This window comes from Microbulbifer maximicatervae (SeqCode) (assembly GCF_056232625.1).
Map to the genome: position 1 here is coordinate 2,200,571 of NZ_CP174324.1, position 13,729 is coordinate 2,214,299.

14 protein-coding genes are annotated in these 13,729 nt (G+C 47.7%); 5 read left to right on the forward strand and 9 right to left on the reverse strand.

Annotated elements, in window-relative coordinates:
• Positions 1–263 precede the first annotated feature (263 nt).
• Both atzF and ACJJI6_RS09560 read left to right on the forward strand, forming a co-directional pair.
• On the forward strand, positions 264–1,682 hold the full coding sequence (gene atzF / locus ACJJI6_RS09555; protein ID WP_475713228.1) for an allophanate hydrolase: 1,419 nt from the start codon (positions 264–266) through the stop codon (positions 1,680–1,682).
• Between the two features lie 26 nt (positions 1,683–1,708).
• On the forward strand, positions 1,709–1,888 hold the full coding sequence (locus ACJJI6_RS09560; RefSeq protein WP_475713447.1) for an allophanate hydrolase-related protein: 180 nt from the start codon (positions 1,709–1,711) through the stop codon (positions 1,886–1,888).
• Positions 1,889–1,976: 88 nt separating this feature from the next.
• On the opposite strand, the gene ACJJI6_RS09565 is transcribed toward ACJJI6_RS09560, so the two are convergent.
• Entirely contained in the window at positions 1,977–2,858 is an 882-nt protein-coding gene (locus ACJJI6_RS09565) for a LysR family transcriptional regulator (RefSeq protein ID WP_475713229.1), read from the reverse strand.
• Positions 2,859–2,949: 91 nt separating this feature from the next.
• On the opposite strand from ACJJI6_RS09565, the gene ACJJI6_RS09570 reads away from it, so the two are divergent.
• Complete coding sequence (locus ACJJI6_RS09570) at positions 2,950–3,600, forward strand: hypothetical protein (protein WP_475713230.1); 651 nt, start codon at positions 2,950–2,952, stop codon at positions 3,598–3,600.
• On the forward strand, positions 3,601–4,248 hold the full coding sequence (locus ACJJI6_RS09575) for a type 1 glutamine amidotransferase (RefSeq protein ID WP_475713231.1): 648 nt from the start codon (positions 3,601–3,603) through the stop codon (positions 4,246–4,248).
• 91 nt (positions 4,249–4,339) lie between these two features.
• On the opposite strand, the gene ACJJI6_RS09580 is transcribed toward ACJJI6_RS09575, so the two are convergent.
• The 4 genes from ACJJI6_RS09580 to ACJJI6_RS09595 form a co-directional block, all read right to left on the reverse strand.
• A complete protein-coding gene (locus ACJJI6_RS09580; protein WP_282933578.1) occupies positions 4,340–4,786 on the reverse strand; it encodes a magnesium transporter CorA family protein in 447 nt (148 codons plus the stop codon).
• A gap of 266 nt (positions 4,787–5,052) precedes the next feature.
• Entirely contained in the window at positions 5,053–6,369 is a 1,317-nt protein-coding gene (locus ACJJI6_RS09585) for a sodium ion-translocating decarboxylase subunit beta (protein ID WP_444927296.1), read from the reverse strand.
• Between the two features lie 19 nt (positions 6,370–6,388).
• Positions 6,389–8,179: a sodium-extruding oxaloacetate decarboxylase subunit alpha gene (oadA, locus tag ACJJI6_RS09590; RefSeq protein WP_475713232.1), complete on the reverse strand. Its 1,791-nt coding sequence runs from the start codon at positions 8,177–8,179 to the stop codon at positions 6,389–6,391.
• Between the two features lie 53 nt (positions 8,180–8,232).
• Positions 8,233–8,469 carry an OadG family protein gene (locus tag ACJJI6_RS09595; protein ID WP_444935452.1) on the reverse strand — a complete coding sequence of 79 codons (237 nt, stop codon included), beginning with the start codon at positions 8,467–8,469 and terminating at the stop codon, positions 8,233–8,235.
• Between the two features lie 565 nt (positions 8,470–9,034).
• Here ACJJI6_RS09595 and ACJJI6_RS09600 point away from each other — a divergent pair.
• A complete protein-coding gene (locus ACJJI6_RS09600) occupies positions 9,035–10,039 on the forward strand; it encodes a tRNA dihydrouridine synthase (protein ID WP_475713233.1) in 1,005 nt (334 codons plus the stop codon).
• Positions 10,040–10,105: 66 nt separating this feature from the next.
• Here ACJJI6_RS09600 and ACJJI6_RS09605 read toward each other — a convergent pair whose 3' ends face one another.
• Genes ACJJI6_RS09605 through ACJJI6_RS09620 form a run of 4 tightly spaced genes read right to left on the reverse strand, consistent with a single transcriptional unit; the run spans position 10,106 to position 13,407 of the window.
• Positions 10,106–10,891 carry an outer membrane lipoprotein-sorting protein gene (locus ACJJI6_RS09605; RefSeq protein WP_475713234.1) on the reverse strand — a complete coding sequence of 262 codons (786 nt, stop codon included), beginning with the start codon at positions 10,889–10,891 and terminating at the stop codon, positions 10,106–10,108.
• A complete protein-coding gene (locus ACJJI6_RS09610; RefSeq protein WP_475713235.1) occupies positions 10,884–12,098 on the reverse strand; it encodes an ABC transporter permease in 1,215 nt (404 codons plus the stop codon). The genes ACJJI6_RS09605 and ACJJI6_RS09610 overlap by 8 nt, the downstream gene beginning before the upstream one ends.
• The gene (locus tag ACJJI6_RS09615) at positions 12,086–12,769 is read right to left on the reverse strand and encodes an ABC transporter ATP-binding protein (protein WP_475713236.1); all 684 of its coding nucleotides are present in this window, start codon (positions 12,767–12,769) and stop codon (positions 12,086–12,088) included. The genes ACJJI6_RS09610 and ACJJI6_RS09615 overlap by 13 nt, the downstream gene beginning before the upstream one ends.
• A gap of 23 nt (positions 12,770–12,792) precedes the next feature.
• Complete coding sequence (locus ACJJI6_RS09620; RefSeq protein WP_444916015.1) at positions 12,793–13,407, reverse strand: hypothetical protein; 615 nt, start codon at positions 13,405–13,407, stop codon at positions 12,793–12,795.
• Positions 13,408–13,729 lie beyond the last annotated feature (322 nt).

The following is a 13,729-nucleotide window of genomic DNA, read 5'->3' on the forward strand; positions in this document are numbered from 1 at the left end:
TGCGGGTCTTGAAGGCTGCAGATGTTAGGCGCAGCTCGCCGCGAATGGCCGTAGCCCTTTGCAAGAGCTGCAACGCAGCAGCTGTGGCCTTCAAGGCCCGCCCTTCGGGGCTTGCAGAGCGATTCACACTCCGCGTTGCGACTTCTTGAAAGGTCTAGACATTCCTGCGAAGCCGCGCCTTGACTGTGAACCGCTCTGCATGCCAGAGGTATCGCGGAGTTATTCAGAGGCTCCCTAGTTGAAGATATTCTCGGAACCCTTTTATGACCCACGATTTAACGCTAGACCATCTAAGAAACACCTACTCGAAAGGTATTACAACACCGCGTGAACTCATTGCCAGCCTATTAAAACAAGCACAGCAGCAATCCAACTATAACGCTTGGATCACCTTATTAACCCGAGAAGAGCTAGAGCCCTATTTAGAAGCATTGGACCGAATAAGGCCCAGCGATCTGTCTCTATACGGAGTACCCTTTGCCATCAAGGATAATATTGATCTTGCTGGAGTACCTACAACAGCAGCCTGCCCAGACTTTAGCTATATCCCTCACGAAAGCGCATTTGTTGTAAAGCTATTGATTGAAGCAGGAGCCGTGCCGCTCGGCAAAACCAATCTCGATCAATTCGCCACCGGTCTAGTAGGTGTTCGCTCCCCTTACGGAGAAGGTAAAAACTCTTTTAACCAGGAGTATATTTCTGGCGGGAGCAGTGCGGGATCAGCTATTGCCACAGCACTTGGGCAAGTCAGTTTTGCTTTGGGAACAGATACTGCTGGCTCTGGTCGGGTACCTGCGGCACTCAATAATTTAATAGGCCACAAACCCACTCGGGGACTGCTGAGCACTACAGGGGTTGTCCCCGCCTGTAAAAGTCTCGACTGTGTGTCAATATTTGCCCTAAATTGTCGAGATGCCGCCAAGCTACTTGATATTACGGCGAAGTTTGATTCAGCCGATATCTATAGCCGTACCACCCCATTTTCCAATAGGCTGCGGTACTTCCAGGAAAGCTTCCCTAACAATAAGATCAGTTTTTATTTTGGTATACCTGAGCAACTTGATTTTCAAGGGAACAAAGAAACCCAGGCACTCTTTAATCAATCTATCAAAAAATTAAAAGTGCTGGGCGGACAGGCTGTAACTGTAGACTTTAATCCTTTTATAGAAGCGGCAAAGCTACTATACGAAGGTCCCTGGGTAGCCGAGCGCTGGATTGCAACTCAAGGTGTAAAACCGAAATCCATGCTTGAGGTAATCCGGAAGGTTATTAACTCCGCGGAAACAAAAACTGCAGCTGATGCTTTCCTGGGACAATACCGCTTACAAGCACTAAAGAGAATCTGTGATAAAACACTGGAGAATGTCGATTTTATCATTATTCCCACTATACCGACTGCTTACACCCGCCAGCAAATATCCGAGCAACCCATTCAAAGAAATTCTATTCTCGGAACCTACACAAATTTTATGAACTTATTGGACTATTCTGCGACCGCAGTGCCCGTTGGCTTTCTTAGTTCCGGAATTAGCTGGGGAGTCACTTTGTTTAGCCAGAAACATTGCGATATGTCCCTGCTAAGTTTTTCTAATAGTTTACACCAGGCCTGTAATCTCCCATTGGCTGCTACAGGAGAACGCCCGGGAGAGACGTCCAACCAAGACAGCGGCTCTCGCCATTAGCTACACCGGACAAGCTGGTCAAAATTATAGTCTGTGGTACTCATCTCAAAGAGCAACCTCTCAACTGGCAACTCACTGAGCGGGGAGAACAGTTATATCAGAAAACAACAACCAGTCATCAATACCGACTCTATGTTCTCCCCGAGGAGGAGCGCCCCGCTATGGTTCGCGATGAATCAGGAGATGGGCAAGCCATCCAGGTGTAAATATGGCAGTTACCAACCGAATATTTCGGCAGTTTAGTTACTGCAATACCCTCTATGGAAGATGACTTAACTGGCTCTAATCGAAACACTAAGTCCACTCGTCAAATTTACTTAGCCAGGAGGCATTCGTTTTCCTTCCTACCACAAAGAGCTCTTCACTAGATTTTATATCGCCATCCTCCACCCTAACGATTACCCCACCCATTTCAGTTATCAGAGGCTCAGGCAGAAAAGCGAGCAGCCTACAATTTTTTACTAGCTGGCAAAGAACCCCATAATCATTTACAACGACCTGCACCTTGCGAGGATAATTAATTTCTGGCCAGCCATCGCTACCTATCCCACGCTCTTCACCACAGAAGGGTGATATCCTCGGTGCGGCAAATGGATATTGCAAGATATCTGACAGTGAAGCCTTCACCTCAGCCCCCTGCTCCACTATCAAAGAGTGGTCAGGCCCTGCAGCAATACACATTGATACTGAGCCAAGTGGCCGAGCATCCATTGTGGATGACAACTGCCCCAAAACCGCTCCGGTTATCAGGGCCAGGTCTACCTCCCCCCTGGATAACATCTTCAATGCTAAGGCTTCATAGGCCGATGTAAATGACAACCGCCCCCCTGCTTCTTCAGTAATAAATTTGCGGTGGATAAATGTACCCCAGGCTAGTTGCAGCATGGTCGGAGCAGCAATTCGGCACTCCTGATTTACATTTAGCTCGCCAACTTCAGAGCGAATTCTTCTGGCAATCGCCACCATCTCAACCGCCCGACTTTGCAGTCTGAGGCCTGCATTATTGATTTTCAGTTGCTTGCCAACTCGATCAAACAGGCGAGTGCCCAGCTCTCCCTCCAGCCGTTTTAGGGTTTTACTCAATCCGCCTGGGCTCGTATCCAGCCTGTCTGCGGAGCGCTGCAGGTTCTCCGTCGCAGCAATCACTAGGAACTTCTCAAGTGCTTCTATTTCCATAGTGGAATCAAATGTCTCTATTTTTGAATCGATTATTCACTAGAGTACTCTTAGAATCCCCTGCATCCAAGGTCATATCTACACAAAACCGATGAAAAATATTCTTCTCTTTTTCGCTCTGACAATCAGCTTAAGCGTATGCTCCGCACAACCTTTATTAGCACAAAGTGACAATTCGATCGGAATTCATGGCATGGCCCTGTTTACCGTCGGTGAGCAAGTTATTGCCACACATATGCCACTACATGGCGGAAAACACAGTCATCAAGTTATTTTGGAATTGGAGACTGATGACCAGGAGGAGGTGCAAAACCTTCTCAAGCGAGACGAGTTAGTCACATTGCTTCCTGAGGAATTTTCTTTACGCGAACTACGCGAGGGGAAACTCAATGTCTTTAACGCCCAATTGTTTACAGGGCATTTTGAACGAGGAGGAAAACTTGCGCTGCAAGCTGTTACTTTCCGGGTAACCTCTCGACTAATGGACAGTCCCCTTACCCGAACAGAAAATGGGCACTACCAATTAATACTCCTTAAAAATTACACTTTGCTTGTGCATGAAATTGCATCCACCCCCAGCTTCGACCAAATACTGCTGGTCAGCACCGACCATAATTTTTCCAGCGACATTTATAGCAGCAGTTTAAAACCGCTTTCGAAAGATAGCTGGCCAAAAAGCCTAACTAAAGCCGGCATCCACTATAAGGAAGAACTGTATTTTGAAAATCAGGATTTCCAGTAAATGACCAAACCGATACTGATTATCCAACATGAGGAAACTGAGGGCCCGGGGTATATTTATGACTGGGCTACAGAGAAGCGAATACCGCTTTCTATCATTAACCCTCAGAAATCACCACTTCCTCAAAGCGGCTTTAGCGGAGTTATTATCCTTGGTGGGATGATGAACGTTTGCGAGCGCGAAAGGCTCCCCTGGCTTGCCAATGAGATTGCATGGGTGAAAAACTGCATTGAACTCCCGATCCCAATACTGGGCATCTGCCTTGGGGCACAGATTCTTGCATATGCATTGGAAGCGGAGGTCCGCCAACTTCCTCAAGAGGAAATGGGCTGGCTACCTATAAGGTCTACAACAGCACTGAATTTTAATTTAGAGAATGTGTTCCAGGCGCATAGTTATTTCTTTGAAATTCCGGAGGGGGCAAGCTGCTTGGCTGAATCTGATTTGTGCCCTCATCAGGCGTTTATATTCGGCAAAAATGTGTTGGGATTACAATTTCATCTAGAGTGGTCAAAAACGGATGTTGCCAAGTTATTTCCCGAACACTTTAAAATCCACGGCTCCCCAGAGGCGCTTCATCGCAAAGGGCGCGATTTATTATTTCAGCTGCTTGATGCGCACTTCACACAGTTAAATGTGAGTTTTTGATACTATTGATTGGGTGGGCGGAATTGGGGAATTCAGCAGGCTTCATAAACTGAATTTCCCCTAACACTCACAAACCAATTCAACAGCTCATCTATTCAGAGCACTTGATCCTTGACTCAGAGCAAAAACCACTGCGTTGGGTGCAGAGTTCAAGTAATTTCCCCTTCGCCTCAATACGGCTAAAGCCATTTGAATGCATGCCTCCCGCCACTGGATCCTTCATATAACAGGCCCACTTTGGACGCTCCTCTACTAGAGCTGGCGGTACCAGTTCGGGCTGAGCGTCAATACTCGCCTGCAACTCCAAAATCAAGTCCTGAAGCCGATGGACATTTTTTCGTAACTTAACCACTTCTTTTTCTAAGTCACGAACATTTTCAGCTCCAACACCCTGTTTGTGGTCAGAGTGTACTTCTTTACGGAGCTTAACCACCTCTTTCTTTAACTGGCGGACTTCTTCCGCAGTTTGATGATTATCATGTGCAAATACACTAGTGGAGAAAAGAGCAAAGGCAATTAAGAATGGCAAACTACGCATTGGGGTTACTTCCTAATGAATTTTTATTCCAGTAAACATTTTGGGAGGAATATAGCGCAACTAACCTTAACTCAAAATGAATTCTATCGATGGAGATGCTCTATTGACCTGATAAGCGTACCAAATCCATCCATGACTGCCTCTTCACATTATTTAAATCAGAAGGATCTGTTTTAACCAGCAAAAGTGGACAAAATGCATTTGTTTTAGGTCAACAAAAAAGGGCGAACACTGTTCGCCCTCTCTTCCAAAGCCATGGATTTTGGTTACCCGCCAGTAAGGCTCCGCACCATACTGATCATCACACCCGCAGCCACCGCAGAACCGATAACACCGGCTACGTTGGGGCCCATTGCGTGCATCAACAGGAAGTTGTGAGGATTGGACTCGAGTCCCACTTTGTTGGACACCCGCGCGGCCATAGGTACGGCAGAAACACCGGCAGAACCAATCAATGGGTTAATCTTGTGCTTGCTGAATACATTGATCAACTTAGCCATCAACACGCCAGCCGCAGTGCCGATCGCAAACGCCACAATACCCAAAGCCAAAATACCCAGGGTTTTAGGATCGAGGAATTTGTCTGCCGCCAATTTTGAACCAACAGAAAGTCCCAGGAAAATAGTGGTGATATTGATCAGCGCATTCTGAGCAGTGTCTGACAATCGGGAAACGACTCCGCACTCACGCATCAAATTACCAAAGCAGAACATACCCAACAGCGGTGCAGCAGCTGGCAGGAACAGGGCCACCAAAATCAGCAGCAACATCGGGAAGGCAATTTTTTCCCGCTTGCTCACATGGCGCAATTGCACCATTTCAATTTTGCGTTCCTGCTCAGTGGTCAGGGCTCGCATAATCGGCGGCTGAATCATAGGCACTAGCGCCATATACGAATAAGCCGCTACAGCAATAGCCCCCAACAGGTCCGGGGCCAATAGGCTGGAAACATAGATAGCTGTGGGACCATCTGCTCCACCGATAATACCGATCGCAGCGGCATCCGCGATTGAGAAGTCCATGATTCCCGCTACCGAGAGACCCACAGCACCGAGCACCGTGGCAAAGATCCCAAACTGGGCCGCTGCACCGAGGAACAAGGTGCGCGGATTGGCGAGTAGCGGACCAAAGTCGGTCATAGCCCCTACGCCCATAAAAATTACCAACGGCGCAATGCCGGAAGCAATAGCTACGGAATAGAAGTTATACAGCATACCGTTATTGAAACCGGCATCCCGGGCAAACTCAGCTGCTTGTACCTGCACAGCTGCCGGCGCACTGGCCAGAGCTTCCTTTAGCGCGGGTAAAGCTGAAGTACTATCGAGGCCCAGGATCTGGGCCATTTGCGCCAAAACAGTTCCATCTCCCTGGGTAAGGGCTGTCTCTGCGGCTGAGAGTGCCAAATCAGCACCGGGAATATTGGCCAGGATTCCGCCGAAACCGATAGGTACCAAAAGCAGGGGCTCAAAGTTCTTGCGAATGGCCAAAAACAGCAGGCCCAGGCCCACCAAAATCATAATGAACTGGCCCGATGCCATTTGCGCGACACCGGAGGAATGCCAAAGAGTAATCAGATTATCCACGTGTGACTCCTACCTTTGGCTATGCAATAGACAGCAGGGCATCACCCACCGCCACTGAATCGCCTTCTTTTACTGCCACACTGGCGACGTTACCGGCACGAGGGGCACTCACCACAGTTTCCATCTTCATCGCTTCCAGTACTAACACCGCCTGGCCTTCGCTCACCTGATCCCCAGGCTTCACCATTACTTTGAAGATATTTCCAGCGAGAGGCGCATTAACCGGCTCACCTCCGGTAGCAGGCACGGAAGGTGCACTAACTGCAGATGCTGGAGCACCACCGGACACAGGGGCAATATTGGTTAAGTCACCACCATCGGCCACAGTGACGGTATAGCTCTGCCCCTCTACAGTCACGGTGTAAACTTCTTCACCTTTGTCGTTCTTGACTGCAGCACCTTCATTACCAGTAGGTACTGGCTCAAAAGCTTCTGGATTACCACGGTTCTTCAGGAACTTCAGGCCAATCTGCGGGAAGAGTGCATAGGTAAGCACATCGTCGATCTCCCCCTCACCACCGGTCAGGGCCACATCTTGTTCACCCGCTTTCTCTTGAAGCTCCAGGGTTAACTTGTCCAACTCTGGTGCCAACAGGTCTGCCGGGCGGCAGGTAACCGGATTCGCTCCATCCAGTACCCGGACCTGCAGCTCCTGGTTAACTTCAGCAGGTGTCGCACCGTATTCGCCTTTCAAGACGGCGGCAGTCTCTTTGGAGATCGATTTGTAACGCTCTCCAGTCAGGACATTGAGCACCGCCTGGGTACCCACAATCTGGGACGTGGGAGTAACCAGCGGGATACAGCCCAGGTCTTCACGCACCCGAGGGATTTCCTCGAGTACATCATCCAGGCGATCCCCAGCGCCCTGTTCGCGCAGCTGGTTTTCCATATTGGTGAGCATGCCACCAGGTACCTGAGCCACCAGGATGCGGGAATCCACGCCTTTCAAGGAACCCTCAAACTTCGCGTACTTCTTGCGGACATTACGGAAGTAAGCCGCAATTTCTTCCAGCAGGTTAATATCCAGCCCGGTGTCCCGCTCAGTGCCTTCCAAAATGGCCACCAACGCTTCGGTTGGGCTGTGACCATAGGTCATGGACATAGAGCTGATCGCGGTGTCCACGTTGTCGATACCCGCCTCGATACACTTGAGAGCGGTAGCCGTAGATAAACCGGTAGTAGCGTGGCACTGCATATGGATGGGGATGTCCACGGCGGCCTTCAAACGTTTCACCAGCTCGTAGCCCTCATAGGGGCGCAGCAGACCGGCCATGTCCTTGATCGCGATGGAATCCGCTCCCATATCCTCGATCTGGCGCCCCAGATCCACCCACAAGTCCATGGTGTGTACTGGGCTCACGGTATAGGAGATGGTGCCCTGAGCGTGCTTCTCTTGTTTCTTCACCGCAGCCAGTGCAGTTTTCAGGTTGCGCATATCGTTCATCGCGTCGAACACGCGGAACACGTCTACCCCATTGACTGCAGCGCGCTCTACAAACTTCTCAACCACGTCATCCGCATAGTGGCGGTAGCCGAGAATATTCTGTCCCCTGAACAGCATCTGTTGAGGCGTATTCGGCATAGCTTTCTTCAATTCACGAATACGCTCCCAGGGATCTTCGCCGAGATAGCGAATGCAGGAGTCGAAAGTGGCCCCCCCCCAGGACTCCAGGGACCAGAAGCCAACTTTATCGAGCTTCTCAGCAATCGGCAGCATATCGTCCAGTCGCAGTCGGGTAGCGAACAGTGACTGGTGGGCATCGCGCAGGACTACATCGGTAATCCCCAATGGCTTTTTAACCTCAGTCATGGGTTATCTCTCTCGGCAGAAATTATTGGAAATTGTTTGGAAGCGATTGGTGGTTAGCGTCTTTTGCGATGCTGTTCGATCGCCGCTTTAATCACCGCATGTAAATGGGCCTTATCATTCCCTGCGGTTGGGGAAGGCGTGTGGGATACGGGCTCCGCTTCGGGAAAATAGCGGGAGATGATTCTCGACATAATACCGGTACCGATCACCAGCAATAGCAGAAAAGTAAAAACAATTCCCATACCAAACAGGGTGATATCTAGCCCCTGTTGCAAAAGTGTTTCTTGCACTGTTTATTCCCCCTGGCACCAGGCAATAAAACCAGCCATTCCGGACGGTTTCATCTGTCCCCGTAACACTATGAATTTACGTACCTATTTATTCAGGACAGCTGAAACACCCCAATTGATATTTTGTGCATATGTAAAATCTTCGCTCACAATTAAACAAATTTATGTCGTACAACCAATAAACTTGCCCGGGAAAATTTCACTTAGCCCAGCCGTCCCAAATTTCTGCACATCGGAATCTTATTCCCTAGACCGGTAATTTCAACCGCCGCTGCACCTGATCCTCCCCCAAAAAGAGCGGGCACACAGGAAAAAATTCGTTAGTTCCAAAATGCTGATATTTTTCTATTATCAATACAAGTTGCTTTTAAAATCAAACACTTATTGGTTTCAGGGGCAACGGAGGGGTCTAAATTACCACGCCCAATTTTGGTGCGAAACATCAATAGGCTGAGTTTATTTCTCCTACTTTTATATACTGAAGAATGATCGTTTTTGCGCCATTACAATAACTTGCTGATAGAATATGCGCCTTTAGATTTATGATTTACCTCTCAACTGACTTATGACCGACAAGACACCTACCCCAGAACCTACGATTTACCAGGCACCAATGGAGGGGGTAATCGACCATCACGTACGTGCCCTGCTCTCCGCCATTGGAGGGGTCGATATCTGTGTTACAGAGTTTGTTCGTGTCACTAATACTCGCTTGCCTCGCAGAGTATTCACCCGCTTGTGCCCAGAGGTCGACAAAGGAGCAAAGACCCCAAGCGGGATTCCAGTACGGTTACAGCTGTTAGGCGGCAACCCCAATGCAATGGCAATTAATGCAGTAAAAGCAGTTGAGTTCGGTGCTACAGCAATTGATCTCAATTTCGGCTGCCCTGCAAAATCAGTGAATAACAGCGACGGTGGCGCCTGCCTATTGCAAAGCCCTCACAGAGTGGAAGCTATTGTAGGAGCGGTTCGCCGCGCTGTCCCGGAAAACATCCCTGTCACCGCAAAAATCCGACTGGGCTTTAATGATCGCTCTAGCTATATGGATAACGCCCAGGCCGCAGCAGCTGGCGGCGCAAATGAACTGGCAGTACACGCTCGCTCCAAAGTCGATGGCTATAAACCCCCAGCCTACTGGGAATACATCGGTGAAATTCGCCAAAAACTCGAAATCCCAGTCATTGCCAACGGGGATATCTGGACACTTGAGGAATTTCAACGCTGCCGTGAAGTAACCGGATGCCAAGCATTTATGTTTGGTCGCAGCCTGCTAGCCAGGCCAGATTTGGGCAAGCAGATAAAAGCCTACTGCTCAGGTGAGAGCTATACAGCAATGGGCTGGCAAGAGATTATTGAAACTCTTTGGGGTTACTATCAAACCACCAGAGAAGTTTACCCTTCCAAGTATCTGGGCAATCGTATTAAGCAATGGCTCGCTTACTTGAAATTGGCTTTTCCTGAAGCCCAATTGTTCTTTGATAAAATAAAACGTCTCAGGGAGGCAGAAGAGCTTGATAGAGCTTTTTCCGAAGAGCGGAAAATTCAAATAGCATCAATTGAGGCAGCCTAATTTTCCGCACCTCTGCCAGTATCGGAATTGATACTGGCAGCGGAAGTTACCCGCTCAGATCCACTCTCACAGATCCATTTTTGACTGTCGACTCAAGTATGCCGGATTGAAGAATTTTTCCGCTAACTGATGCGCAGTGCTACTTTCGTAGTGAACTCTGGTTTCAGTGGTAGCCTTAATGCTATCAACTAAAACCATCTCCTCCACAAATAGCTCTTCATCCTTTATCCCCGATACAAAATGCGCAACCTTAGCCAACTTTCCAGATTTCAAGTAAAGCTCCGCTTGGATAGGGAAGAGACTCTCACTATCAAGCCACAATGTTATCTTTTGATAGCTGGCTCCTTTGGTTTTTGCCTCCAGCTGAAGTTTGTGGGTCAATTTACCCTTTAGAATTTCACTTGCCTCGAACTGCCCCCGATAGTCCTGGCTCCAAGTCAGAGTGGCTATATCACCAATTGAAGCCTCCCCCAGCAATCTTTGCATCGGTGTAATGCGGATAGGGCGGCGGCTGCGGGGCATCAATAGCCAGTAGTTATCCTGCAGCATCAGCATTTTTTGCCCTTCTTCACCAATACCTTTAAATATCACCAATGATTTTCTCTCAGGGCGAGTATAAACATGGTAGCGATCTTCGCTTTCTAACTCTCCCTGTTTAAAAACCTGGATGTTGGTGACAACTTTTGAAGATGACTCTCCAAGACGATAGGAATCGGCTTTGGCCAACATGCTTTCTACCTGTACAGCGGAAAAATGACTTTCCTTCTCCTCAGTCCCAGCTGAAACAAAGGGAGAGAACATCAGCAACAAACCAATCGCCAAGCTAACTCTGCCTAATCTTAATTTATACATGGACCAATGCCTCAGTAATCGGTTTATTGACACCTTTCCGCGCCGCAAGGAAGGATGAAAAAACACATATCGCAGCTATTGCAACCGAAATCATCCAAGCCAAGTTAATAGAGAAATAAACAGTCAAAGGATACCCCGTTGTTTTTCCCGGAGGTGGCGGCATAGTAATGTCAAACATCATCAATCCAGCGCTTATCAGACCAGCCAAAATAACACCGGCTAAAGAACCCACTACAGCAAGTACTAAAGCCTCCAATATAAACCCTGTTATCAATTCCACTTTGGATGCACCCAATGCGGACAAGGTACCTATTTCCCGTGTTCTCTCTGTTACCGACATTGCCAACGTATTGAAAAGCGAGACAAAGATAACCAGTGCCATAATGATTCCCATCAACCCAAAAATTCGATCATAAAGACTCTTCACTCCCTGATAGAAAAAGGCACGATCCTCCCAAGTTGTAATTTCCAGCTCTGGAACTAACTCGCGTAGCCTTTCCTGCAAGCTCGATGTCTTATCAAGGCTGTAGCCATAAATTGCCATGGTTGAGACCCTGTCACTATCTAAAAGGAACTGCGCAGCCGGAACAGAAATATATACTTGACGCTTATCCATATCTGGAACACCAGTCCCGAAAACTCCCCTAACCTTAAAATCCATTGCATTGAGAGCCCCATGAACGGTAGAGGACATTAAAGTAATATAATCTCCAGGCCTTACATTAAGATTTCTTGCGAGATCCTTACCCAGCATAATCTCAGGATCACTGACATCTTCACGGCTTGATAAAATACCGCCCTCAGTGACATTTAGAAAAGGCCCCTTCACCCGAAATTCACTTGGCAATATCCCCTGACCTAAAAAAATAGAGGACTTGTCACCATTGGAAATTAATCCTTGCAGATAAACTCTAGGCTGCACAGCCTTCACATTTTCCTCAACCAACAAGTTCCTACGTAATTTATTGGCATTATCTAAACCAAGCTGAAGAGGAAAGTCCTCATCAGAAGAGAAATATCCCGGCTGTGTTAGCACCAAATGCCCCTCACTGCGCGCCGCGCTCTCTTTAAGGGATTGATACGTAAATAGGCCAAAACCTCCGGAGGTCATCAAGGCCGTTACCACAATGGAAATAATTGCAACGGCAAGAAAGCTTCTGCGACGATTGCGCAATAAATTTAAAACCGCGACTTTTAAGCGACGCATAGAGCACTCTCCTGCAGAATTACACCATCTTTCAACTCAACAACTCTATCGCAATGACGAGTCATTCGATCATCATGACTGGCAACAATAAAAGCTGTTTTTTGCTCCATTCCTAAATTTTTCATTAACTCAATAATTTGTTGTGCGGTAATACTATCCAAGCTGGCCGTAGGTTCATCGGCAATTACCAATTTGGGCTGGTGCACCAGTGCTCGAGCAATTGCTACTCTCTGCTGTTGTCCACCTGAAAGGCGTTCTGGCCGGTAGTTGGCAAACTGGGACAGTCCGACATGATTCAACATGTCCATAACACGCCGCCTTACTTCACCTTCTTTCATTCCATTCAAAAGAAGTGGAAAGGCTACATTTTCAAAGGCTGTCATTACCGGAACCAAATTAAACTTTTGGAATACAAAACCCAACTGGGTACGACGGATCTTCATTGACTGCCGATGGCTTTTTCTCAGCACCTCGCCGGCAAAACAAACTTCTCCGCTGTAATCATGATCCAGTAGTCCGCAAATATTTAATAGGGTACTTTTACCAGATCCCGATGGTCCGCACAGAGCTACCATAGTGCCTGCCCGAATATCCAGATTCACATCTTTTAGGGCCTGAAGTTGAACCTCACCGGAAGTGTAAGTCTTTTCAATATGAGTGAGCTGTAACATAGATTCACTACCTGTTCGTACTATTAGTCAGAGTTTTTAACATCACCACATGGATTTGATATGCCATGACTCTCAGCCTTTGCTCCCCATAAATTCACTAACTCCTTGTCACCCTCAAGCTCTGCAGCCTGCAATGCGCCACAGTAAATCCAGTGAGTAGCGTCTGGCGGCATATATCCCATGCGTGGATCACCCATCAACTCATGATAAAGTTCAAACCCACGGTCAAAAGAATTAAAGAACTTTGGCACCTTAGTAAAAGTTGTTGCAGCAATCCCTTTGAGCAGCAAGTCTTGAGGCATCCCCTGAGAGGAACGACCAGGGTTATCCATTTCTTCAATTATGGTGAGCGCCTTATCCATACGGGCAATTCCATTCTCTGCATAACTGACCTTTCTCCAGGGCAACCAGCTTTCTTTTGCCATTAGAGTCTCACTAGCCCCCAGGTAAAAAAGTACAATAGGATCAGAAGGGTTATCTTTCTGTAATATCTTAAAAGCCTCATAGGAGTCCTCTATCGCCGCCCCACCCTGCGCTGCCGCTTTTTGGTACAAACCTTCCATTTGTGCGTCCTGGGCAGCAAGGGATGAAACGCTCACCCCAAGATTTAAAACCATTATTACAAGTAACCTTTTCATTACACTTCTCCTTGCTTCTGAATTTCTGATAGATTACCTAGCATCCAGGTATCATTCAGGACAGTGCGATGAACTGTCTTTGGGGAGGATAAGAGGCAGAAACTTATGCTGAATGGCTCTACAGGGTCGATAGGTGGAAAATTACTGCACGCGAAGAGATACAATCATTAAGGCGTCTAAATTTAGGAGAGTGTACCAGTTAGTAAAGACTGCGGAATCGCCAAAATATTGAAGGCTTGCTAACTAAATTGATACTAATAAGATTAGTGCGATGTACATAGAGTGGATACAGATCAAAAGAGCAGCTCCCTTGATCTGTATA

Bases quoted from the DNA above. Each gene is read 5' to 3' on its own strand.
- ACJJI6_RS09580 (WP_282933578.1), bottom strand. From the start codon at position 4,786: ATGCGTAGTTTGCCATTCTTAATTGCCTTTGCTCTTTTCTCCACTAGT.
- ACJJI6_RS09565 (WP_475713229.1), bottom strand. From the start codon at position 2,858: ATGGAAATAGAAGCACTTGAGAAGTTCCTAGTGATTGCTGCGACGGAG.
- ACJJI6_RS09605 (WP_475713234.1), bottom strand. From the start codon at position 10,891: ATGTATAAATTAAGATTAGGCAGAGTTAGCTTGGCGATTGGTTTGTTG.
- ACJJI6_RS09600 (WP_475713233.1), top strand. From the start codon at position 9,035: ATGACCGACAAGACACCTACCCCAGAACCTACGATTTACCAGGCACCA.
- ACJJI6_RS09610 (WP_475713235.1), bottom strand. From the start codon at position 12,098: ATGCGTCGCTTAAAAGTCGCGGTTTTAAATTTATTGCGCAATCGTCGC.
- ACJJI6_RS09575 (WP_475713231.1), top strand. From the start codon at position 3,601: ATGACCAAACCGATACTGATTATCCAACATGAGGAAACTGAGGGCCCG.
- ACJJI6_RS09570 (WP_475713230.1), top strand. From the start codon at position 2,950: ATGAAAAATATTCTTCTCTTTTTCGCTCTGACAATCAGCTTAAGCGTA.
- oadA (WP_475713232.1), bottom strand. From the start codon at position 8,179: ATGACTGAGGTTAAAAAGCCATTGGGGATTACCGATGTAGTCCTGCGC.
- ACJJI6_RS09615 (WP_475713236.1), bottom strand. From the start codon at position 12,769: ATGTTACAGCTCACTCATATTGAAAAGACTTACACTTCCGGTGAGGTT.
- atzF (WP_475713228.1), top strand. From the start codon at position 264: ATGACCCACGATTTAACGCTAGACCATCTAAGAAACACCTACTCGAAA.
- ACJJI6_RS09620 (WP_444916015.1), bottom strand. From the start codon at position 13,407: ATGAAAAGGTTACTTGTAATAATGGTTTTAAATCTTGGGGTGAGCGTT.